At 70.8% G+C, this 20,276-nt stretch carries 18 protein-coding genes, 1 tRNA gene and 4 pseudogenes; 10 read left to right on the top strand and 13 right to left on the bottom strand.

Annotated features, from left to right (window positions below; translation table 11 throughout):
- Positions 1–22: 22 nt before the first annotated feature.
- The 5 genes and pseudogenes from L2X98_RS13505 to speB form a co-directional block, all read left to right on the top strand.
- Positions 23–1,348 carry an MFS transporter gene (locus L2X98_RS13505; protein WP_259611249.1) on the top strand — a complete coding sequence of 442 codons (1,326 nt, stop codon included), beginning with the start codon at positions 23–25 and terminating at the stop codon, positions 1,346–1,348.
- Positions 1,349–1,359: 11 nt separating this feature from the next.
- The gene (locus L2X98_RS13500) at positions 1,360–3,030 is read left to right on the top strand and encodes an amidohydrolase (RefSeq protein WP_259611248.1); all 1,671 of its coding nucleotides are present in this window, start codon (positions 1,360–1,362) and stop codon (positions 3,028–3,030) included.
- A gap of 85 nt (positions 3,031–3,115) precedes the next feature.
- A complete protein-coding gene (locus tag L2X98_RS13495) occupies positions 3,116–4,375 on the top strand; it encodes a thiamine pyrophosphate-binding protein (RefSeq protein WP_259611247.1) in 1,260 nt (419 codons plus the stop codon).
- On the top strand, positions 4,345–4,689 hold the full coding sequence (locus tag L2X98_RS13490; protein WP_259611246.1) for a thiamine pyrophosphate-dependent enzyme: 345 nt from the start codon (positions 4,345–4,347) through the stop codon (positions 4,687–4,689). Before L2X98_RS13495 ends, L2X98_RS13490 begins: the two co-directional genes overlap by 31 nt.
- Positions 4,686–5,617, top strand: a pseudogene (gene speB, locus L2X98_RS13485) (agmatinase); the annotation flags it as partial. The gene L2X98_RS13490 and the pseudogene speB, both read left to right, overlap by 4 nt.
- Positions 5,618–5,652: 35 nt before the next feature.
- Here the strand turns inward: speB and ehuA are convergent.
- The 5 genes and pseudogenes from ehuA to L2X98_RS13465 all read right to left on the bottom strand — a co-directional run bounded on the left by ehuA (position 5,653) and on the right by L2X98_RS13465 (position 8,652).
- Positions 5,653–6,397, bottom strand: a pseudogene (gene ehuA / locus L2X98_RS13480) (ectoine/hydroxyectoine ABC transporter ATP-binding protein EhuA).
- Positions 6,398–6,461: 64 nt separating this feature from the next.
- Positions 6,462–6,893, bottom strand: a complete 432-nt coding sequence (locus tag L2X98_RS13475; RefSeq protein ID WP_354002786.1) for an amino acid ABC transporter permease — start codon at positions 6,891–6,893, stop codon at positions 6,462–6,464.
- A gap of 21 nt (positions 6,894–6,914) precedes the next feature.
- Positions 6,915–7,121 carry a hypothetical protein gene (locus L2X98_RS21290; RefSeq protein WP_354002785.1) on the bottom strand — a complete coding sequence of 69 codons (207 nt, stop codon included), beginning with the start codon at positions 7,119–7,121 and terminating at the stop codon, positions 6,915–6,917.
- Between the two features lie 70 nt (positions 7,122–7,191).
- Entirely contained in the window at positions 7,192–7,881 is a 690-nt protein-coding gene (locus L2X98_RS13470) for an amino acid ABC transporter permease (protein ID WP_354002784.1), read from the bottom strand.
- 6 nt (positions 7,882–7,887) lie between these two features.
- The gene (locus tag L2X98_RS13465; protein ID WP_259613330.1) at positions 7,888–8,652 is read right to left on the bottom strand and encodes a transporter substrate-binding domain-containing protein; all 765 of its coding nucleotides are present in this window, start codon (positions 8,650–8,652) and stop codon (positions 7,888–7,890) included.
- Positions 8,653–9,245: 593 nt separating this feature from the next.
- On the opposite strand from L2X98_RS13465, the gene L2X98_RS13460 reads away from it, so the two are divergent.
- A complete protein-coding gene (locus tag L2X98_RS13460; protein WP_259611245.1) occupies positions 9,246–9,974 on the top strand; it encodes a GntR family transcriptional regulator in 729 nt (242 codons plus the stop codon).
- Here L2X98_RS13460 and L2X98_RS13455 read toward each other — a convergent pair.
- The 3 genes and pseudogenes from L2X98_RS13455 to L2X98_RS13445 all read right to left on the bottom strand — a co-directional run.
- A tRNA-Arg gene (locus L2X98_RS13455) sits at positions 9,940–10,012 on the bottom strand. The two genes, L2X98_RS13460 and L2X98_RS13455, sit on opposite strands and share 35 nt — an antisense overlap.
- A 77-nt stretch (positions 10,013–10,089) precedes the next feature.
- Positions 10,090–10,557, bottom strand: coding sequence for an asparagine synthase (locus L2X98_RS13450; RefSeq protein ID WP_259611244.1), 468 nt, complete (start codon positions 10,555–10,557; stop codon positions 10,090–10,092).
- A 316-nt stretch (positions 10,558–10,873) separates the two neighbouring features.
- Positions 10,874–11,815, bottom strand: a pseudogene (locus tag L2X98_RS13445) (aldose 1-epimerase family protein); the annotation flags it as partial.
- A gap of 146 nt (positions 11,816–11,961) precedes the next feature.
- Between L2X98_RS13445 and L2X98_RS13440 the strand changes: the two are divergent.
- Positions 11,962–12,546, top strand: coding sequence for a DnaJ family domain-containing protein (locus L2X98_RS13440; protein ID WP_259611243.1), 585 nt, complete (start codon positions 11,962–11,964; stop codon positions 12,544–12,546).
- Here the strand turns inward: L2X98_RS13440 and L2X98_RS21285 are convergent, their stop codons facing one another.
- From L2X98_RS21285 to L2X98_RS13420, 5 genes are all read right to left on the bottom strand, one after another.
- Entirely contained in the window at positions 12,547–13,191 is a 645-nt protein-coding gene (locus tag L2X98_RS21285; protein WP_354003059.1) for an NAD(P)H-dependent flavin oxidoreductase, read from the bottom strand.
- Positions 13,128–13,589: a nitronate monooxygenase gene (locus tag L2X98_RS21280; RefSeq protein ID WP_354002783.1), complete on the bottom strand. Its 462-nt coding sequence runs from the start codon at positions 13,587–13,589 to the stop codon at positions 13,128–13,130. The genes L2X98_RS21285 and L2X98_RS21280 overlap by 64 nt, the downstream gene beginning before the upstream one ends.
- Before the next feature lie 44 nt (positions 13,590–13,633).
- On the bottom strand, positions 13,634–15,130 hold the full coding sequence (locus L2X98_RS13430) for a carboxylesterase/lipase family protein (RefSeq protein ID WP_259611242.1): 1,497 nt from the start codon (positions 15,128–15,130) through the stop codon (positions 13,634–13,636).
- A complete protein-coding gene (locus L2X98_RS13425; RefSeq protein WP_259611241.1) occupies positions 15,127–15,729 on the bottom strand; it encodes a TetR/AcrR family transcriptional regulator in 603 nt (200 codons plus the stop codon). Before L2X98_RS13425 ends, L2X98_RS13430 begins: the two co-directional genes overlap by 4 nt.
- A gap of 114 nt (positions 15,730–15,843) precedes the next feature.
- Positions 15,844–16,110 carry a hypothetical protein gene (locus L2X98_RS13420; RefSeq protein WP_259611240.1) on the bottom strand — a complete coding sequence of 89 codons (267 nt, stop codon included), beginning with the start codon at positions 16,108–16,110 and terminating at the stop codon, positions 15,844–15,846.
- A gap of 14 nt (positions 16,111–16,124) precedes the next feature.
- Between L2X98_RS13420 and L2X98_RS13415 the strand changes: the two genes are divergently transcribed.
- From L2X98_RS13415 to L2X98_RS13405, 3 genes and pseudogenes are all read left to right on the top strand, one after another.
- Positions 16,125–17,141, top strand: coding sequence for an MFS transporter (locus tag L2X98_RS13415; protein ID WP_354003058.1), 1,017 nt, complete (start codon positions 16,125–16,127; stop codon positions 17,139–17,141).
- A 56-nt stretch (positions 17,142–17,197) separates the two neighbouring features.
- A complete protein-coding gene (locus tag L2X98_RS13410) occupies positions 17,198–17,902 on the top strand; it encodes a phosphatase PAP2 family protein (protein ID WP_259611239.1) in 705 nt (234 codons plus the stop codon).
- Positions 17,903–17,924: 22 nt separating this feature from the next.
- Positions 17,925–20,187, top strand: a pseudogene (locus tag L2X98_RS13405) (glycoside hydrolase family 3 C-terminal domain-containing protein).
- Positions 20,188–20,276: the final 89 nt, after the last annotated feature.

Genomic DNA, 20,276 nt, shown 5'->3' with positions numbered 1-20,276 from the left:
CCCCATCCGCAAAGGAGCGGTCATGCCTTCCATTCACAGCAGAGCCCGGCGCGCGGGCATCGCCGCGTTCGTGGGCACCACGATCGAGTGGTACGACTTCTACGTCTACGCGACCGCCGCGGCGCTGGTCCTAGGCCCGCTGTTCTTCCCCAGCAGCGATCCCATCGCCGAGACGGCCGCCGCATTCGCGACGTTCGCGGTGGCCTTCATCGTCCGTCCGTTCGGCGGCATCCTGTTCGGGCACATCGGCGACAAGCTCGGCCGGCGCCTGTCGCTGGTGATCACCCTGCTCGCGATGGGCACCGCCACGGTGCTCGTCGGCGTGCTGCCCACCTACGGCACCATCGGCATCTGGGCGCCGATCCTGCTGGTCACGCTGCGCGCGGTGCAGGGCCTGGCCGTCGGCGGCGAGTGGGGCGGCGCGGCCCTGATGAGCGTGGAGAGCGCCCCCGCCAAGCACAAGACGTTCTACGGCGGATTCACCCAGCTGGGCAACCCGGCCGGCGCCCTGCTGGCCACCGGCATCTTCGCCCTGATGGCCCGCTTCGGCGGCGACGACTTCATCATGAACGGCGGCTGGCGCATCCCGTTCCTGCTCTCGATCGTGCTGATCGGCGTCGGCATCTGGGTGCGCTACCGGGTCGAAGAGACCGAGGTGTTCGAGACCAAGGTCGAGGGTCGCAAGCAGGCCATGCCGCTCGCGTTCGCGCTGCGGGTGAACTGGAAGCCGATCCTGCTCGGCATCGGCCTGCTGCCGATCTCCACCGGCGGCTACTACCTGGCCACCACGTTCGCGACCGCCTACGCGGTGGGCGCGCCGATCAAACTGGACGAGGGAGTGATCCTGGATGCGATGACCATCGCCTCGTTCATCGAGTTCCTGGTGACGCTGCCGATCGCCTGGCTCGGCGACAAGTGGGGCCGCAAGACCGTGATGTATCTGGGCCTGGGCACCTCGGTGCTCGTGTTCGCGCCGTTCCTGCTGGTGATGCCCGGGCGCATCGAGCCGCTCATCTTCCTGCTCGCCTCGCTGATCCGGGTCACCATGAGCGCGACGTACGCCCCTCTGGCCACGATCCTCACCCAGATGTTCCGTCCGCAGGCCCGCTACACCTCGGTCGCGCTGGCCTACGGCGTGGGCGCGGCGATCTGGGCCGGCTTCTCGCCGTGGTTCGCCACGCAGCTGGTGGCCTGGACCGGCAGCATCTGGTCGGTGATCGTGATGTTCACCGCCATGGCCGCCCTCGCCGCCGTGTGCACGAAGCTGGCCCCGCAGCACTCCGACGAGGCTCCGGTGACCGATTCGTTCACGCCCCGGCTGGACACCACCACCCACCGCACCGCGTAAAGGATCCCCCGATGAGGAAGCTCGTCCCGTTCGACGTCTCCGCCCAGGCGGCGCCGCGCATCGTCACCGCGCGCACCATCCGCACCGTCGACGCCGGCGATGCCACCGCCACGGCGATGCTGTTCGAACGCGGCCGGATCCTCGCCGTCGGCACCCTCGACGAATGCCGGGATGCCGCGGCCCGGCGGGGTCTGCAGCCCGAGCACGTCGACCTCGGCGACGCAGTGGTGGTGCCGGGCTTCGTCGACGCGCACGCGCACCCGCTGATGTACGGCCAGATGATGACCTGGGTGGACTGCGGGCCGGAGAAGGCCGGCAACATCCCCGAGATCGTCGCGTTGCTGACGGCCGCCGCGGCCGAGCTGCCGGCCGGGCGCCCGGTGCGCGGCTACGGGTACGAGCAGCGCAACCTGGCCGAGAAGCGGCATCCCACCCGGTTCGAACTGGACCAGGTCGCCGCCGACCGCGAGGTGTACCTGATGAACGCCTCCGGCCACGGCGGCGTGGTGAACTCCTTCACGCTCGCGCGCAACGGCGTCACCCGGGACACCCCGAACCCGGCCGGCGGCGAGTTCTTCCGCGACTCCGACGGCGAGCTGACCGGCGAGCTGTCGGATGCCGCGTGCAACATCCTCACCGGGGTCCACGGAGTGAAGATCGGCCATCACGGGCCGAACTTCCACCTCGCCGACGAGCCCGCCGAGCACCTGCGTCAGCTGGATGCCGCGACCCGGCGCTTCCTCGCGGGCGGCGTCACCGCACTCGGCGACTGCCAGGTCACCCGCCGCGAGTTCGACATGTACCTGCGGCTCGCCGAGACGGGCGGCCTGCCGCTGCGGGTGTCGATGTACCTGCTCTCGCACCTGCTGGACGACGCACTGGAGATGGGCCTGGTCGGCCAGTTCGGCAACGCGTACCTGAGCTTCGCCGGCATCAAGCTGTACGCCGACGGGACGCTCGGCGGCTGGACCGCGTACTTCCCCGACGGCTACGTCGGCGACCCGTGCCGCACCGGGCAGCTGTACCACGAGCCCGCCGAGTACACCGCACTCGTCCGCAGGGCGCATGCGGCCGGTCTGCAGACCGCCACGCACGCGCAGTCGCCCACCGCGATCGAGATGGTGATCTCGGCGATCGAGGAGGCGCTGGCCGACCGCCCCGACCTGGATGCGCGGCACCGCATCGAGCACTGCGGTCTGCCCACGCCCGAGCAGATCCGGCGGATGGCGGCCTCCGGCATCCGTCCGGTGAACCAGACCCAGCACTACTACAACTGGGGCGAGGGGGTCGAAGAGGCCATCGGCACCCCGGGCGAGCGCTTCAACCCGCTCGGCGAGTTCGCCGCCGCGGGCGTGCCGTTCACGATCTCGTCCGATGCGCCGGTCGCCGAGCCGATCCCGCTGGAGGCGATCCAGACCGCCGTGACCCGCCTCACCCGGCGCGGGCACACGCTCGGGCCGGACACGCTGCGGGTCTCGGCCGGCGCCGCGCTGCGCGCGCACACCATCGAGGGCGCCGTCTCGCTCGGCCGTGAGGACGACCTGGGCTCGCTCGAGGTCGGCAAGTGCGCCGACTTCGCCGTGCTCTCGGACGACCCGCTCACCGTCGACGGTGCCGCCATCGGCGGCATCCGGGTGCTGCAGACGTGGGTCGACGGCGAGCTGCGCCATCAGGCGGACTGAGAGGGAGCGATGAGCGACGACCAGTACGCCGACACCGCCGGGCGGGCGGTGCCTGCAGACGCTGCGCGCCTACGGGATCACCACCGTGTTCGGCATCCCCGGCACGCACAATCTCGAGCTGTACCGGCCGCTGGCCGAGCTCGGGATCCGCGCCGTGACCACGCGGCACGAGCAGGGCGCCGGGTACGGCGCCGACGGCTGGGCGCAAGCAGACGGGCCTGCCCGGCGTGGTGATCACCACGTCCGGACCCGCGAGCTGCAGAACGCGATGAGCGCCGTGGGCACGGCGTTCTGCGAGTCGCGGCCGCTCATCGTCCTCTCGCCGGGGGTGGCGCGCGGCGACGAGTTCAGCGACCGCGGTACCCTGCACGAGACGAAGGATGCCTCGGCCATGGCCGGGGCTGTGGCCCAGTGGTCGCGTCGCGTGGCCAGTGCCGCCGAGGCGGTGGACGCGGTGCACGACGCGTTCACGCTGTTCCGCACCGGCCGGCCGCGACCGGTGCACATCGAGATCCCGCTGGACGTGCTCGAGGCCCCCGCGGACGTGCCGGCGGCCGCACGAGAAGCCCGGCCGGCGCCGGCCGCGGCGGGCGGGGAGCCGGACGCGGTGCGCGCGGCGGCCGCGCTGATCGCGGCATCCCACGACCCGGTGATCGTCGCCGGCGGCGGCGCGACGGCGGCAGCGGATGCCGTGACCCGGCTGGCCGAGCGCCTGGGCGCGCCGGTGCTGACCACCCTCAACGGCAAGGCGACGGTGGACGAGCATCACCCGCTGTCGCTGGGCTCGAATCTGCGGCTGGCGGCGGCGCGCGCGGTCGCCGAGGAGGCGGACGTGCTGATCGTGCTGGGCTCCAAGCTCGGCGAGGCCGAGCTGTGGGCGCCGGCGCTGGCGGCGCGGGGTGCGGTCGTCCGGGTGGATGTCGCCGCCGCCCAGCTCCGACAAGAACCTCACCGCGACCGTGGGCATCACCGGCGACTGCGACGCGGTGGTCGAGGCGCTGCTGGCCGCACTGCCGGACGGCGAGAGCCCGAGCCGGAACCGGCCGGTGCCGGATCTGGGGCCGGCCCGCGCGGCGATCGACGCCGAGATCGAGGCGTCGCTGCCGAGACCGTGGCCCTGAGCCGGGTGATCGCGGACGCGCTGCCGGAACACGCGATCGTGGCCGGCGACTCCTCCCAGATCATCTACCTGGGCCTGGCGAACGTGCTGCGCCGGCACCGCCCGCACTCGCTGCTGTACACACCCACGTACGCGACGCTCGGCTACGGCTACCCGCGGCGATCGGCGCCCGGATCGCCCAGAACGACCGCCCCGTGGCCACCGTCATCGGCGACGGGGCGCTGATGTTCTGCGTGAACGAGCTGGTCACCGCCGTCGAGCAGCGGCTCGACCTGGTCGTGGTGTGCGTGGACAACGGCGGCTACGCCGAGATCAAGCAGAACGAGACCGACCGCGGGATCTCACCGATCGGCGTGGACCTGGTCCAGCCCGACTGGGCCGCGCTGGCCGACGCGTTCGGTGCGACCGGTCGCCGTGTCACCGGCGCGGACGAGGTGGCCCCCGCGATCGCGGACGCGTTCGCGGCCGGCGGCGTCCAACTGGTGCACATCCCGCAGGGCGCCCCGGCACCCGTGCTCGACGAAAGGAATCCCTCATGACCGATCCCGTCGGCCCCATCGATGCCAGCGTCAACCCCCGCTACTCGGGCATCGCCACCTTCGCCCGCCTCCCCCGGATCGAGGATGTCGAGCACGCGGACATCGCCGTGGTGGGCGTGCCGTTCGACAGCGGGGTCAGCTATCGCCCGGGGGCACGGTTCGGCCCGTCGCACGTGCGCGAGTCGTCGCGGCTGCTGCGTCCGTACAACCCGGCGCAGGACGTGTCGCCGTTCGCGCTCGCGCAAGTCGTCGACGCCGGCGACATCCCGGTGAATCCGTTCGACATCGCCGATGCCGTCGCCGAGATCGAGCGGGCGGCCACGGCCCTGGGCGAACGGGTGCAGCGGATCGTCACCGTCGGCGGCGACCACACCATCGCCCTGCCGCTCTGCGGGCGGTCGCCAAGAAGCACGGTCCGGTGGCCGTGCTGCACTTCGACGCGCACCTGGACACCTGGGACACGTACTTCGGCGCCCCGGTCACGCACGGCACCCCGTTCCGCCGCGCCAGCGAGGAGGGGCTGATCGATCTGACCGCGAGCTGCCACGTCGGCACCCGCGGACCGCTGTACTCGAAGCAGGACCTCACCGACGATGAGCGGCTGGGCTTCTCCATCGTCTCCAGTGAGTATGTGGAGGAGCACGGCGCCGCCGCGGCGATCGAGCGCATGCGCACCCGCATCGGCGAACGGCCGCTGTACATCTCGATCGACATCGACGTGCTCGATCCCGGGCACGCGCCGGGCACCGGCACACCGGAGGCCGGCGGCCTCACCAGCCGCGAGCGTTGCGGATGCGTGCGGAGCCTGCGCGACGCGAACATCGTCGGCGCCGACATCGTCGAGGTGGCCCCGGCCTACGATCACGCCCAGCTGACCGGCATCGCGGCCAGCCACGTGATGTACGAGCTGCTCGACGCTGCTGGCCGCGCAGCTGGATCGCGGGGCGTCCGCCGCGTCGTGACTCAGTCGCCCAGGACGGCGGCCAGAAAGTCGCGGGTGCGCTGCTCGGTCGGCTCGGTGAACATGACCTCCGGCTCGGCCTCTTCGACGATCTTCCCGCCGTCGAACATCAGCACCCGATCGGACACCTCGCGGGCGAACTGCATCTCGTGGGTGACGATCAGCATGGTGATGTCGGTCGTCTGGGCGATCTGGCGGAGGATGCCGAGGACCTCGCCGACGATCTCGGGGTCCAGTGCGCTGGTCACCTCGTCCAGCAGCAGGATCTCGGGATCCATCGCCAGGGCGCGGGCGATGGCCACGCGCTGCTGCTGACCGCCGGACAGCTCGAGCGGGTGCGCGTCGGCCTTGTCGGCCAGTCCCACCTGATCGAGCAGCTCGAGGGCACGCGCCCTCGCGGCATCCTTCGGCTTCTTCAGCACGTGCACCGGCGCCTCGATGATGTTCTCCATCACCGTCATGTTCGGGAACAGGTTGAACTGCTGGAACACCATCCCGATGCGCTTGCGCACCTCGTTCTTGTGCTTCTCCTTCAGCTCGACCCGCTTGCCGCCGCGCAAGCTCGTGCGTGAGCGGCTCGCCGTCGATGTAGATGTAGCCGCCGGTGGCCTCTTCCAGGGTCATCACCAGGCGCAGGATGGTCGTCTTGCCCGAGCCGCTCGGCCCGATGAGCGTGACGCGCTCCCCCTTCTGCACCTGGAAGTTCAGGTCATTGAGCACGATGTTGTCGCCGAACCGCTTCTGCACGTTGTCGAAGCGGATCACCGGCGCCGCCGACGCTCCGCCCGCCGCGGCGGGCTCGGGCACGGTGTCAGTTCGTGAAAGCAAGACGCTTCTCCAATCGCCCCACCAGCAGCGAGGTGGGGTAGCTCGCGACGAGGAAGATCACGCCGCACAGGGTGATCGCCTCGATGTATCGGAAGTGGTTGCCACCGAATTCGAGTCCCGCCTGGACGAGCTCGACGACGCCGATGGCGACGAGGAACGGAGTGTCCTTGAACATCGAGATCGCGTAATTGCCCAGCGCGGGGACCGTCGCGCGAAGCGCCTGCGGGATGATGACGGCCACCCAGGTGCGCGTGCGCGACATCGACAGTGCCGTGCTGGCCTCCCACTGACCGGTGGGGACCGCCTCGATGCCGGCGCGGTATACCTCGGACATGTACGTCGAATAGTGGATGCCGAAGATCACGATGCCGATGGTCATCGGGTCGATTGAGGTGAACGCGAAATACGCGAACATCAGCTTGCACGACGATGGGCGTCATCCGGATGAAATTGACGATGAACCCCACGATGCCGGTGATCGGCGCCGGGCCGAGCGCCGCACGACGGCGATGATCAGCCCGAGGACGGCGGCGATGAGGGTGCTGACCACCGTCACGACGAGCGTGACCTTCAAGAACGCGACGAGAAGGTCGGGCAGGACCTGCCACGCGAGATCCCATTGCCAGATCGGCTGGTCGGTCATCGGACACGCTCCCCATCGAGATCGGCGGCGCTGGATGCGACCGGATCGACCGGCGGCCGGGTGCGGAAGCTCAGCGCCTCGCGCAAGCGACTGACCGCGGCCGATCTTGTGCTTCGCGTGCACCTCGAGCGCGTTCATCAGGAGCGTGAACAGGTAGGCGACGACGAAGTACATCACCAGGCCGATGCCGTAGGCGAAGTAGGTGCTGCCGGTCTGGATGCGCAGCTTGTCGATCCAGTGCGTGAGGTCTGCGAGGGTGATGAAGCTCACGATCGCGGTGGCCTTCAGCAGCTGGATGAGCAGGTTGGTCAGCGACGGGATCATCAGCGCCCACGCCTGCGGGAAGATGACCCGCAGGCATCCGCTGCGTCGGCGACATGCTCAGCGCGGTCGTGGCCTCCCACTGCCCGGTGGGCACCGAGTTGATGGATCCGCGCACGACCTCTGCGCCATAGGCGCCGAAGTTCAGGCCGAGGGCGAGGATGCCCACCAGCAGCGGAGGCCACTCGACCCCGAACATCGGCATCACGAAGAACAGCCAGAACAGCTGGACGACCAGCGAGGTGCCCCGGAAGAATTCGATGATCACCCGGGCGATGCCGCGCAGCACGATGTTCTCCAGCCGCGCCATCAGGCCGAGAGCGATCGCGATGATCACCGCCAGCAGGGCGCCCGCGACGGTCAGCTCGACGGTCACCAGGACCGCCGAGCCGAGCGTCGGCAGCGCACTCTGCAGGGCGCTCAGCAGATCAGCGGACAAGAGGACTCAGCCCTCGTCGCCCTTGCAGAGCTGCTCGGTGGTCAGGTCGGCCGGAGGCATGTTCTCCTTGGTGAATCCGTACTCGCCGACCAGGCCGAGGTAGGTGTCCTCGTCGCTCGTGATCTTGTCCAGTTGCTCGTTGTAGGCCTTCAGCAGCTCGGTGTCGCCCTTGCGGAACACCTCGGTGCCGGCGCCGATCTGCTCGACTCCGTCGATCTTCTGCACGAACGCGGGAGTGGTCTCGACCTTGTCGTTGCCGCTGTTCTTGGCCATGTAGTTCAGCGAGATGGCGGTCATGGCGAACACATCCGCGCGACCGTTGGCCACGACATCCATGCCGCTCTGCGCATCCTTGACCGACTGCGACACCTTCAGGCCCAGGCTGTCGGCGTACCCGGCTTCGATGCCGCCGTTGAGCACCGCGAGCTTGACGTCCTTGCCGGCATCCTGCGCCTTCTTCACGTCATCGAGCGTCTGAAGGCCGAGCGGATTGCCCTTGGCGACCATCAGGCCGGTCGTGTACATGATCTCCGGGTCGGCGAACGCCGCCTGCGCGCAGCGGTCGGGCAGGATCGACATGCCGGCGCTGACCGCGTCGAAGCGACCGGCGTTCAGGCCGGGGATCAGCGAGTTCCAGTCGACCTCGACGACCTTGACCTCGTCGATGCCGATGGCCTTGAAGATTTCCTTGTCGATCGCGATCGTCGCACCCTTGGCCTCGCCGCCCTCCTTCCAGGAGTACGGGCGCTCGTCCGCGACTGCGACCGTGATCGAGCCCTTCGCCTTCAGCTTGCTCGAGCGTGCTCTTTCCGCTGTCCGAGTCGCTGGATCCTCCGCCGCCGCTGCAGGCGGCGAGCATCGTCAGAGCCAGGACGCCCGCGCCGGCGACCCCGATCCGGGTGAGCGTGGAACGCTTCGTCATCATTTCCTCTTTCGGTGGTGTGCGGGGCGAACCACTCAGCCAGCGCGGTGCGCGTGCCTGGCGACCCGGCCCGAAATGGGTGATGGCCGTCAACAACCTTATGCCGATTCGTGGACAGTCGTGCAATCTGAGCGTCTATTTGTCTGATTGTATGCAGAGTTGTTATCCTGACCTCGCCAATGACGGTCGCCGCTGGGGTGCGCCGGTACCGTGGACTCAGCGGAATGCCGGAGTGACGGCCGACGGTCAGCCGCCACCGTGCACGTTGAAGGAGCACCCATGTCCGCAGTGAAAGCGCCCCTCGGCTCGGGGAGCGTGTTCCCCGTTCCGCGCAGTTCGACCGTCGACCTGATTGCGATCGAGCTGCGCACCGCGATCTTCTCGGGTGCGCTGGCCGTGGGCAGCCCGATCGGCGAGGTGGAGATCTCGTCGCAGGCTGGGCGTGAGCCGCAGCCCGCTGCGGGAGGCCGCGCAACGGCTGGTGCAGGAAGGCCTGCTGACGGCGACGCCCGGGCGCGGGCTGCGGGTGAGCGTCATCGGGTCCGAGCATCTGCAGGATCTGTACGACGCGCGTGCGGCGGTCGAGTTCGAAGCGATCCGGCTGATCGTCCGCCAGGCCGATGCATCGGTGCTGGGCGACATCGACGCCGCCCTCGCCGAACTGGTGCGCGTCAGCGCCGGCGATGATGCCCGCGCCATCGGCGATGCGGATCTGGTGTTCCACCGGCGCCTGGTCGAGGCATCCGGCAACCGGCGGCTGTCGCAGTACATCGCGACGCTCGCGATCGAGACGCGCATCGCGAGCTTCAGCACCAGCGATGAGTACACCGTGCGGCGGGATGTCTCCCCCACCTATCGCGCGCTGGTCGACGCGCTGCGCGCCGGCGACGCCGACGCCGCGATCGCGGCCCTGCAGACGCAGTTCGACGAGGCCGTGGCCCGCCTTTCCGGACGACTGGACGAGGTCGGCGTCGAGGTCGACACGATCGCGCAGCCCACCACCGAGCCGCCCGCGCTTGCGTCCGCTGGGCGTCAGCGACGCGCCGGAGTGAGCGGCACCCGCCTTCGATCGGCCGTGGGAAAGACAATGGCCCCGGTTCCGAAGAACCGGGGCCAGGCACTGTCTCAACGCAGTGTGCGCTCGAAGGGACTCGAACCCCCAACCTTCTGATCCGTAGTCAGATGCTCTATCCATTGAGCTACGAGCGCTCGTGCACACTGATGCGCACCGTCGTCAATCCTAACCGACGGACGGCGCCGGTGCGAATCCGCGCGGCACCCCCGGCCTACTCCAGTTCGGAGAGGTCGACGCCGGCGGCCCGGGCCGGGGCATCCGTCGCGACCGGCTCGTCCTGCTCGCCGGACGCGCCCTCGGCGTTGCGGCGCCGGTGGGCGGCCAGCCGCGGCAGGTCGACCAGACGCAGCGACTGCATCCGCGCCTCGCGCAGCTTGTCGTAGTCCGGCTCGAGATCGGGGCGCGCCGCCTCGATGCGCAGCGTGCGATCGATGTTGCGCTCGACATCCGACCAGGCGGCCTCGCGCGCTCCTTCGACCAGGATGCGCAGCTCCTCCGGATCCTCGGCGCGCTCGCGCAGCTTGGCCGCGACCCGCTCGGACTGATGCTGGCGCCTGCGCAGATTGCGCACATCCCGGCTGCGGTAGTCGTGCGTGCCGTAGGAGTCGCTGTGCCGGCGGCTGGCGCGCCTGCGCGCGGCCTCGACCCGACGGGCGTCCTCCTCGGCCTCGGCTGCCACCCAGCAGCGTCTCGCGCGCCGCGGGCATGAACCGCTCCACGTCGAAGTCCTCGCCGAGGCTGATCGTCTCGACGAGGATGCGGTTCTTCAGCGCGAGTCTGGTCGCCGCCGACGCGACGTACAGCCCCTCCGCCACCATGTCCGAGACCGTCGCCCGCTTCGGGCGCCGGGACGGCCAGGCGCGCCGGGCCGCGCCCTCACCCTTGCTGTCCGCCACTGACTCTCCCCGCGGCTGCCCGACTTCCTGCTCTCAGCGTAGCCGTCGCCGATCACCGCCGATGCCCGGCCGGATCAGGCGGCGACGACTGATCCCGGGTCAGACGATCGCGGCGATCCTCCAGCTTGCGGTGGCGGTCTCGCCGGGCTCGACGACCGCCAGCCCGGTGTCGTACGGGTAGGCGTCGTCGTTGAACGCGTCCGGCGCGCACGTCATCGGCTCCAGCGCGACCCCGGCCCGGTGGGCGGGGTCGGCGGTGCCGCCGGGCTGGTCCGAGGTGAACACCTGCACCCAGGGGCACTCGGCGTCCCACACCATCTCCACCCCGGTGCCGTCGGCGGCCGTCACCCGCGCGGTGATCGCGTCGTCGGCGTCCGCAGTCAGCCCGGTGAACGCGTGGTCCAGCTGAACGCCGACCAGCGGCCGCGGCGCACGGAAGTCGAAGCGCGCCGGGTCCTCGGCATCCACCGTCGCCAGCCCGGCCGGGATCATCCGGTCCCCGGCCACGCGCAGCACCTCGGCCGCGGGCAGCTCGAGCGTCCAGTCGTCGACACCGCCGGCACCGGCCACGAGGTACGGGTGCGCGGACGTGCCCCACGGCGCCGGCTGCTCGGACTCGTTGACCACCGACACCGACTGGGTCAGCCCGTCGGCGTCGAGCGTGAAGGTGGTGCGCACGACCATGCGCCACGGGTAGCCCTTCTGCGCCTCGATGACCCCTTCGAGGGTGACGTGGCTGGGGCCCTTGGCGACCGCGACGAACTCGATCCACGACCCCAGTCCGTGCAGTGCGTGGCCGCGCGCGGGCTCGGTGAGGGCGAGCTCGAGCTCGGCGCCGTCGAACGTGTACCGGCCGTCGACGACGCGATTCGGCCAGGGGACCAGGGTCGCGCCGCGGTGTCCCGGACGCACTTCGTCCGGGTCGAAGGGCAGCACCAGGTCGCGGCCGGCGTGGGTCAGCGTCCGCAGGGATGCTCCGACCCCGGCGATCACCGCCTCGTAGTCGCCCGCCCGGAGGGCGTGCTGGGTGCCGGAGAGGGGATGCGTGCCATGGGGATGTCTTTCTGAAGGGAGGGTGCGGGGTGGGCTTCGGGTGCGCCACGCGGGCCGATTCTACCCGCTGGGAGCGCTCACGCCGCGCGCGTCGTCCGCGACCGGTCGTAGGCTCGAAGACACGGAGGTGCCGCATGACCGAAGATCCCCGCGAGGCCGCCGCGCGCTATCAGCAGGAACGCGAGCGGCTCGAGCATCCCGAACTCCACGGCGACGAGCCCGAGCAGACCGCCACGCCGCGCACGATGAACGAGCAGCAGCGGTGGGCGTACGTGGAGACGAGCATCCAGCAGGCGATCCGGCGTGGCGAGTTCGACGACCTGCCCGGCGCCGGCAAGCCGCTCGAGGGACTGACCGACCATCACGACCCGGACTGGTGGATCCGGCGCAAGATCCAGACCGAGCAGCTGGGCGGCCTCGGCCCGCCCGCACTCACCCTGCGCGTGGAGAGCGAGCGGCTGGAGCAGACGCTGGACGAGCTGCGTCGCGAGCAGGACGTGCGCGAGGCACTCGAGGACTTCAACACCCGGGTCATCCATGCGCGGCGCCAGCTGCAGGGCGGTCCGCCGGTGGTGACCGCGACCCGCGACGTCGAGGCCGAGATCGCGGCGTGGCACCGGCGGCGCACCGAGCGCGCGCAGCGCGCGGCGGCCGCGCAGGCCGCTGCGGCGGCAGCGGCCCCGACACGCCGGCGCTGGTTCCGCTCGCGCGCGTCGTGATCAGGCGGGCAGCCCGCGCGCAAGCTCGGCGAACACCTCGTCGGCTTCGGTGCGGGTCGCCAGGGCCGCGGACTGTCCGGCCCACAGCGAGGCGAACGCGCCGAGCCCGCGCCGGCCGGCCTCGGCGCGGAACTGCCCGGTCAGCCAGTTCTGCGCGGGGAACGGCGCAATCGCCCCGTTCTGCTCGATCGTGCGCACCGCCTGGTTCGGGATGCCGCGGGCCAGCCGTCCGCTCATCGCCCGGGTGAGCACGGTGGTCGTGTCGGCGGCCGCCGCGATGGCGGCGCGGTGCGCGTCGGATGCCGCGGACTGCCGGGTGCGCAGGAACGCCGTGCCCACCTGCACGCCGGCTGCTCCGAGGGCGAACGCGGCGGCGACCCCACGCCGGTCGGCGATGCCTCCGGCGGCGATCACCGGCGCCGAGACGGCGTCGACCACCTGCGGCACGAGCGCGAACGTGCCGATCAGAGACTCCTCGGCCGGGGCGAGGAACGACACCCGGTGCCCGGCGGCCTCGGCGCCGCTGGCCACGATCGCGTCGACCCCCGCGGCATCCATCGCCACCGCCTCGGCGACCGTGGTCACGGTCCCGGTGATCCGGATGCCGCGCGCGTGCGCGCCCGCCACCAGCTCGGCCGACGGCACGCCGTAGACCACGCTGAGCACGGCCGGCGCGGCCTCGAGCACGGCATCCAGCTGCTCGTCCACCGGCGGGAGGAACCGTTCCGGGCAGCGGCGGGACCGGCACGCCGAGCTCGGCGAAGATCGGCGCGACGGCGGCGGCCGCGTCCGACAGATCGACCTCGCCGGGCGTCACCTCGTCGCCGGTCGGCAGCCAGAGGTTCACCGCGAACGGCTTGCCGCGTGGCGGCGCGGAGCTGGGCGATGGTGTCGCGGATGCGATCGGGCGCGTATCCGTACAGTCCGTACGAGCCGAGCCCGCCGGCGTCGCTGACCGCGGCCACCAGCGCGACCGAGGACAGCCCGCCGAACGGGCCGAGGACGATGGGATGCTCGATGCCGAGCGCGGCGGACAGGTTCATGATCCCGACGCTACTCCGCCGGCGCCGGGCTGCCGCCGGGCCGTTCAGCCGGCGAGCGGGCGGACGGAGGCGTAGCCGTCGGGGAGCACGTCGGGGGCGGATGCCGCTCCCCCGAACATGCGCGTGGCGCCGGCCGACTCCGACCAGGGCCGCCAGCCCGGGGCGCCCTCGCGGACGAACGCCACCGCGGCCCCGTGCAGCGCGTCTGCCAGCGCCTGGGGCGGATCGTCGCCGGCGAGGACGTCGACCTTCTCGGCGTCGAGGCAGTCGAACCAGAACGGCACGTCGATGCAGTGCACGGCCCAGCCGAACTTCGGCGACGCCCAGGAGAACCGGCTCACCCAGGTCGGGCGCGATCCGCGGGCGTCGGCGACGCGCGCCAGCGGCGCCCGGAAGAGGGTGTCGGTCGCGAACCGGCCGAGGACGGCCGCGGTGCCCTTGCGGCGCTGCGGCCCGTTGGCCGCCAGATAGGCCCGGCGGACGGCGCGGTCGGGGATCATCCGGCGCAGCAGGATCGACGGCGGGATGAACCGCAGCTTGCCCTTGGCGCCGTCGGTGGCCATCGTGAACTCGTCGTCGGCCGCGCTGAGCACGAGCGGCTTGTCGCCGCCGATGCCGCTGCGGATCGAGTCGAGCGTGGGCTCGGTGATGAGATCGCCGTCGATCATCGGCCCCCAGGGCAGACCGTCCGTGAGCATCGACTGCATGCCGGCCATCGGGTCGAGCTTGTCGGGGTTGGCCGCGTCGTCCTGCAGCTCGAGCACGCGGGTCTCGGGCAGCGACGCGAAGCCGTCGCGGGTCGGCGCGACGCCGGCGAGCTCTGCGAGCGTTTCGCTGAAACGCTTCGCGCGGTCCGGGCGCACATCGCCCACGGCGCCGGACAGCGACCACGCCGAGCGGAACAGGTGCTGTGCCGCCGGCATCCCGAGCAGCGTCAGCACGGCGCCGCCGCCGGCGGACTGCCCGGCGATCGTGACCCGTCCCGGGTCGCCGCCGAACGCAGCGATGTTGCACTGCACCCATTCCAGCCCCAGCAGCCAGTCGCGCACGCCGCGGTTGGAGGGCGCTCCCTCGATCGCCCCGAAGCCGTCGAAGCCCAGCCGGTAGGAGAGCGACACCGTCACCACGCCGTCGCGGTTGAACGACCGTCCGTCGTACCAGGGGCTGGCCGGCGAGCCGGCGGTGAAGCCGCCGCCGTGGATCCACACCAGCACCGGGAGGGCCGTCTCGGGTCGGCCGGGCGCCGGGGTGAACACGTTGACGTTCAGCGTGGACTCGCCGGGGATCGACGGCTCGGGGATGAGCGTGATCTCGGCGAGCTGCTTGCGCTGCGGCGTCGGGCCGTAGGCTGAGGCATCCCGCACCCCCTCCCACGGGGCGATCGGCACCGGGGCTTCGAACCGCAGCGGACCCACGGGGGCCTCGGCGAACGGGATGCCGAGGAATGCGGCGGACGCGCCGCGCCACACCCCTCGGACCTGGCCGACGTCGAGGGTCACCAGCGGCCGGTCGGTCGCGGTGTCGGCGGTGGGTGCGCTCATGGGGTGGTGCTCCGTTCGTGGGGGAGGATGCCGAGAGCCGCGAGCAGGCGCTCGAGCTCGGCCGCCATGTCGATCGTCGGGTCCTGCAGCCACAGCGTCTGCAGCCCGTCTGCGGCGGCGGTGACCAGAAGGCCGACCGAGGCAGTGTCCAGGTCGGCCGGATAGCGTCCGGCGCGTGCGTCCGCTTCGATGATGTCACCGAACAGCGCGCGCATGCTCGCGCGGCGTTCGGCGAAGAAGCAGTGCGCGGGATGGTCGGGGTCGCTGGCCTGGGCATGCAGCCGGGTGTAGAGCTCGACCAACCCCGGCACCTCGGCGTTGTGGCGCATCACCCGAAGGAAGACGCGGGCCGGATCGACGTCGGTCTCGGCCCGGTAGGTCGCGAAGTCGAGCTCATCGCGCTTGCGCAGGATCTCGGTGAACAGCTCGTCCTTGGTGCCGAAGTAATGCGCAAGCCCGGCGGGGCTCAACTGCACCGCCGCCGCCAGTTTCTGCACCGATGCGCCGGCGTAGCCTTCGCGCGCAATGACCTCCAGCGCCGTGTCGAGGATCTCCTCGCGCTTGGCGACGCCCTTCGCATACGCACCTCGCTGAGCCATGTCCCGACCCTAAACCGAATCGTGCTTGCTTTTCAATACCGAATGCCTTACCGTTTTCGCTACCGGCCTCATCATCGCGGCCGATCCCCCGAAGGAACCACCATGACAATGCCGTCAGACCCACCCGCCTTCCCGCCCGCCGTCGAGCCCGTCCCCACCGCCTTCATCGAGGAGGCCACGGGCAACCAGGATCCGCCCGCACCCATCAAGGGCGTCCGGCGTCTGCTGGGATGGATCATCCCCGCGAACCTGGGCATCTTCCTGATCTGGGGCGCGGTCCCCGGCATCCTGCCGCGAGCGGATCACGCTGCTGGACCCCGACCCGGTGCGGAAGGTCGCCAACCTGGCCATCGTCATGACGATCAGCGCGTTCGCGGCCATGCTCGCGCAAGCCGATCGCCGGTCAGCTCTCCGACCGCACGCGCTCGCGCTTCGGCCGACGCACACCCTGGATCGTCCTGGGTGTGCTGGCAGGCGGGCTCTCGCTGGTGGGCCTCGCGTTCGCGAACAGCATCGTGGGCGTGGCCATCGCATGGGTGCTCGTCCAGGTCTGCTACAACTTCGCCCAGGGCCCGCTGAGCGCGATCATGCCCGACCGCGTCCCCCTCTCCCGCCGCGGCACGTTCGCCGCGCTGTCCGGGATCGGCCTGATGGTGGGCGCGCTGGGCGGACAGATCATCGGCTCGCTGTTCTTCAACAGCCTTGCGGTCGGCTACCTCTTCTTCGCCGCCTTCTCGCTGGTGGCCCTGACCCTGTTCGTCGTCTTCAACCCGGACTACTCCTCCAAGGAGATGCCGGCCGAGCCGTTCCGGATGGGCGACTTCCTGCGCACGTTCTGGGTGAGCCCGCGTCGGCACCCCGACTTCTTCTGGGCGTTCACCGGACGACTCCTGCTCTACACCGGCTACTTCGCGGTCACCGGGTTTCAGCTGTTCATCCTCACCGACTATCTCGGCGTCAGCGAGCCTCAGACCGTGATCCCGCTGCTGGGCATCATCAGCCTCGCCGGAATCCTGCTCGCCACGGTCGTGTCGGGCCCGCTGTCCGACAAGCTCGGACGGCGCAAGATCTTCGTCTTCATCTCGTCGATCGTCACGGGTGCGGCACTGGTGTTCCCCTGGGTGTCGCCGACCCTCGGGTCGTGGATGATCATGACGCTGGTCGCCGGACTCGGCTTCGGCATGTTCCAGGCCGTGGACACGGCGTTGGTGAGCGAGGTGCTGCCGTCGGCGAAGTCGTTCGCGAAGGACCTCGGCGTGGTCAACATCGCCGCCACCCTGCCACAGACCCTGGCGCCGGGTGTTGCCGGGGCCATCGTGCTCACGTTCGGCTACGCCGGGCTCTTCCCGGTCGGTATCGTGCTGAGCATTCTGGGTGCGTTCGCGGTGTGGCCGATCAAGGCGGTCCGTTAGCCGTGGCGTCGGCACAGACTCCGGCTCCGGCGCGCGCGCAGATACCGCCGCGGCGGATGGCGCTGCTGTGGTGGTCGATCGGCCTGTTCGCGGCCTTCGCCCTGATGGGTGTGCTGATCGCGGTGAACCCGGGCTCGCCGTTCACGCAGCCGCTGGACGACTGGTGGCGCGGCGTGATCGGCGCATCCCCCGACAGCGGCCTCTACCGCACCGCGCTGCCGATGCTGTTCCAGGAACTCGGCCAGATCGGCGGCGCGATCCTCACGATGATCGTCATCCCGGCGGCACTGGCGATCATGGGGCGCTGGCGCTCGATGCTGTTCTTCCTCTCGACCTCGCTGGTGGGGGCCCTGCTGTTCGCACAGACGATGAAGAACCTCGTCGACCGGCCGCGGCCGGCCGCCGATGCCGCCCTCGGACTGTACGCCCCTCTATTCCAGGTCGACCACGGATCGTTTCCTTCTGGGCACGCCGTGACCGCTGGGGCGCTCGTGTTCGGCATCGCCGCCCTCATCCCCGCGAGTCGCCATATCGCCCGCCGGACATGGTGGATCATCGGCGCACTGCTCATGATCGGGATGATCTGGCAGCGCACCCTGATCAACGCACACTGGCTCAGTGACACCGTGGTGGGGCTCGCCGCCGGAGCCTCAGCCGCGCTGCTGATGTGGTGGGCGTTCTGGCCGCTGATCCGCTCCGACTACGGCCGTCCGGTCTGGTTCCTGCACCGCAGCACGAGCACCGCGCCGGCCACGAACTGACCCATCAGAAGAAGGAATCGCAATGACCGACACCGACCCGACCGACCTCACCCTCGAAGAGAAGGCGTCGCTGACCAGCGGCCGGGACTTCTGGCACACGAAATCGGTCGAGCACGCCGGCATCCCGTCGATCATGCTGACCGACGGTCCGCACGGGCTGCGCAAGCAGGCCGAGGGCGGCGACCACCTCGGTCTCGGCCAGAGCGTGCCGGCGACCTGCTTCCCGCCCGCGGCGGCCCTCGGCTCGTCGTGGGACGTCGAGCTCGTCGAGCGGGTCGGACAGGCGCTGGGCACCGAGACCGCGATCGAGAACGTCGGCGTGCTGCTGGGCCCCGGCGTGAACATCAAGCGCTCCCCGCTGTGCGGCCGCAACTTCGAGTACCTCAGTGAGGACCCGATCATCTCGGGCGTACTGGGGGCGGCGCTGGTGACCGGCATCCAGTCGAAGGGTGTGGGCACGTCGCTGAAGCACTTCGCGGCCAACAACCAGGAGAGCGACCGGATGCGCGCCTCGAGCGACGTCGACGAGCGGCCGCTGCGCGAGGTCTACCTGCGCGGATTCCAGCGGGTGGTGCAGGACGCGCAGCCCTGGACCGTGATGTGCTCCTACAACCGGATCAACGGCGTGTACGCGTCCGAGGACCCGTGGCTGCTCACGCAGGTGCTGCGGGACGAGTGGGGCTTCGAGGGCCTCGTCGTCTCGGACTGGGGTGCGGTCAACGAGCGGGTCCCGGCGCTTCAGGCCGGTCTCGACCTGGAGATGCCGGCCTCGGGCGGTCGCACGGACGCGCAGATCGTCGCCGCGGTGCGCGACGGCTCACTCGATGAGGGCGTGCTGGATGTCGCGGCCGGCCGCGTGACCGAGCTGGTGCGCAAGGTGCAGGCCGGCGCCGGCCGGATCGCCGGGCCGCTGGACGTCGACGCGCACCACGCGCTCGCCCGCGAGGCGGCCGGGCGCTCGATCGTGCTGCTGCGCAACGAGGGCGGGGTGCTGCCGCTGGCCCGGGACGCGCGCCTGGCCGTGATCGGCGCGTTCGCCGAGCATCCCCGCTATCAGGGTGCCGGGTCGTCGATGATCAGCCCGACCCGTCTGGACAACGCGCTCGATGAGATCCGCGCCGCCGCGACCGGTGACGTCGCGTATGCGGCCGGGTTCAGCCTGGCCGTGAACCCGACCGCCGACGAGACCGCCGTCCTCCGGGACGAGGCCGTGGCCGCGGCATCCGCCGCCGACGTGGCCGTGCTGTTCCTGGGCCTTCCGGCGCGGCTGGAGTCGGAGGGCTACGACCGCGACGACATCGACCTGCCCGTCGATCAGCTCGCCCTGGTCGAGGCCGTGCTGGCCGTCAACCCGAACACGGTCGTCGTGCTCTCCAACGGCGGCGTCGTGGCGCTGCCGTTCGCCGCGCGCGTGCCCGCGATCCTGGAAGGCTGGCTGCTCGGCCAGGCCGGCGGCGGCGCGACCGCCGACGTGCTGTTCGGCGACGTGAACCCCTCGGGCAGGCTCGCCGAGACGATTCCGCAGCGGCTGAGCGACTCCCCCGCGTATCTGTCCTTCCCCGGCGAGTTCTCGCACGTGCGCTACGGCGAGGGTCTGTTCGTCGGCTACCGGTGGTACGACGCCCGGCAGCTGGACGTGGCGTTCCCGTTCGGTCATGGCCTCTCGTACACGACGTTCGCGTACCGGGATGCCGCAGCAACCGTGAATGCGGCCGGCGACATCGAGGTGCGGGTCACGGTCGCCAACACCGGCGACCGTGCCGGCCGCGAGGTGGTGCAGGTCTACACCTCGCTGCCCGGCGGCGCCGTGCAGCGTCCGGTCCGCGAGCTGAAGGCGTTCGCGTCCGTGCACCTGGAGCCCGCCGAGGCGCGCGAGGTGGTGCTGACGGTGCGGCGGGACGACCTCGCCTACTGGGACGGCCGGGTCGCCGGCTGGGTCGTCGAGGGCGGCAGCTATTCCGTCGACGTCGCGGCGTCGAGCCGCGACATCCGCTCGTCCGTGACGGTCCCCGTCGACGGTGACGCGCTCGTGCTGCCGCTGACCCGCGAGTCGTCGCTGGCCGAGGTGATGGGCCACCCGATCGCCGGTCCGCTCCTGCAGGGCGCGGTGGCGCAAGCTGACCTCTGGGCTCGAGGGGATGGATTCGATCATGCCCGAGGGCGTCTCGATGGAGAAGATGATGGCGTCCTTCCCCATCGGTCGCATCTCGATGGTCGCCGGCGATGCCGTCACGCCCGAGATGATCGACGGGCTGCTGGCCGCGGCCAACGCCGGGCGGCCGTAGTCCGCCCGGCGCCCGTGGCGCTCACCCCGCCGTCGGCACGTACGGGCGATTGAACTCGTCCGGCCGGAACGTCAGGAAGCGCCCGTCAC

The sequence above is a fragment of the Microbacterium elymi genome (genome assembly GCF_021582895.2).
GTDB lineage: Bacteria > Actinomycetota > Actinomycetes > Actinomycetales > Microbacteriaceae > Microbacterium > Microbacterium humicola.
This window is presented reverse-complemented; position numbering and strand designations above follow the sequence as displayed.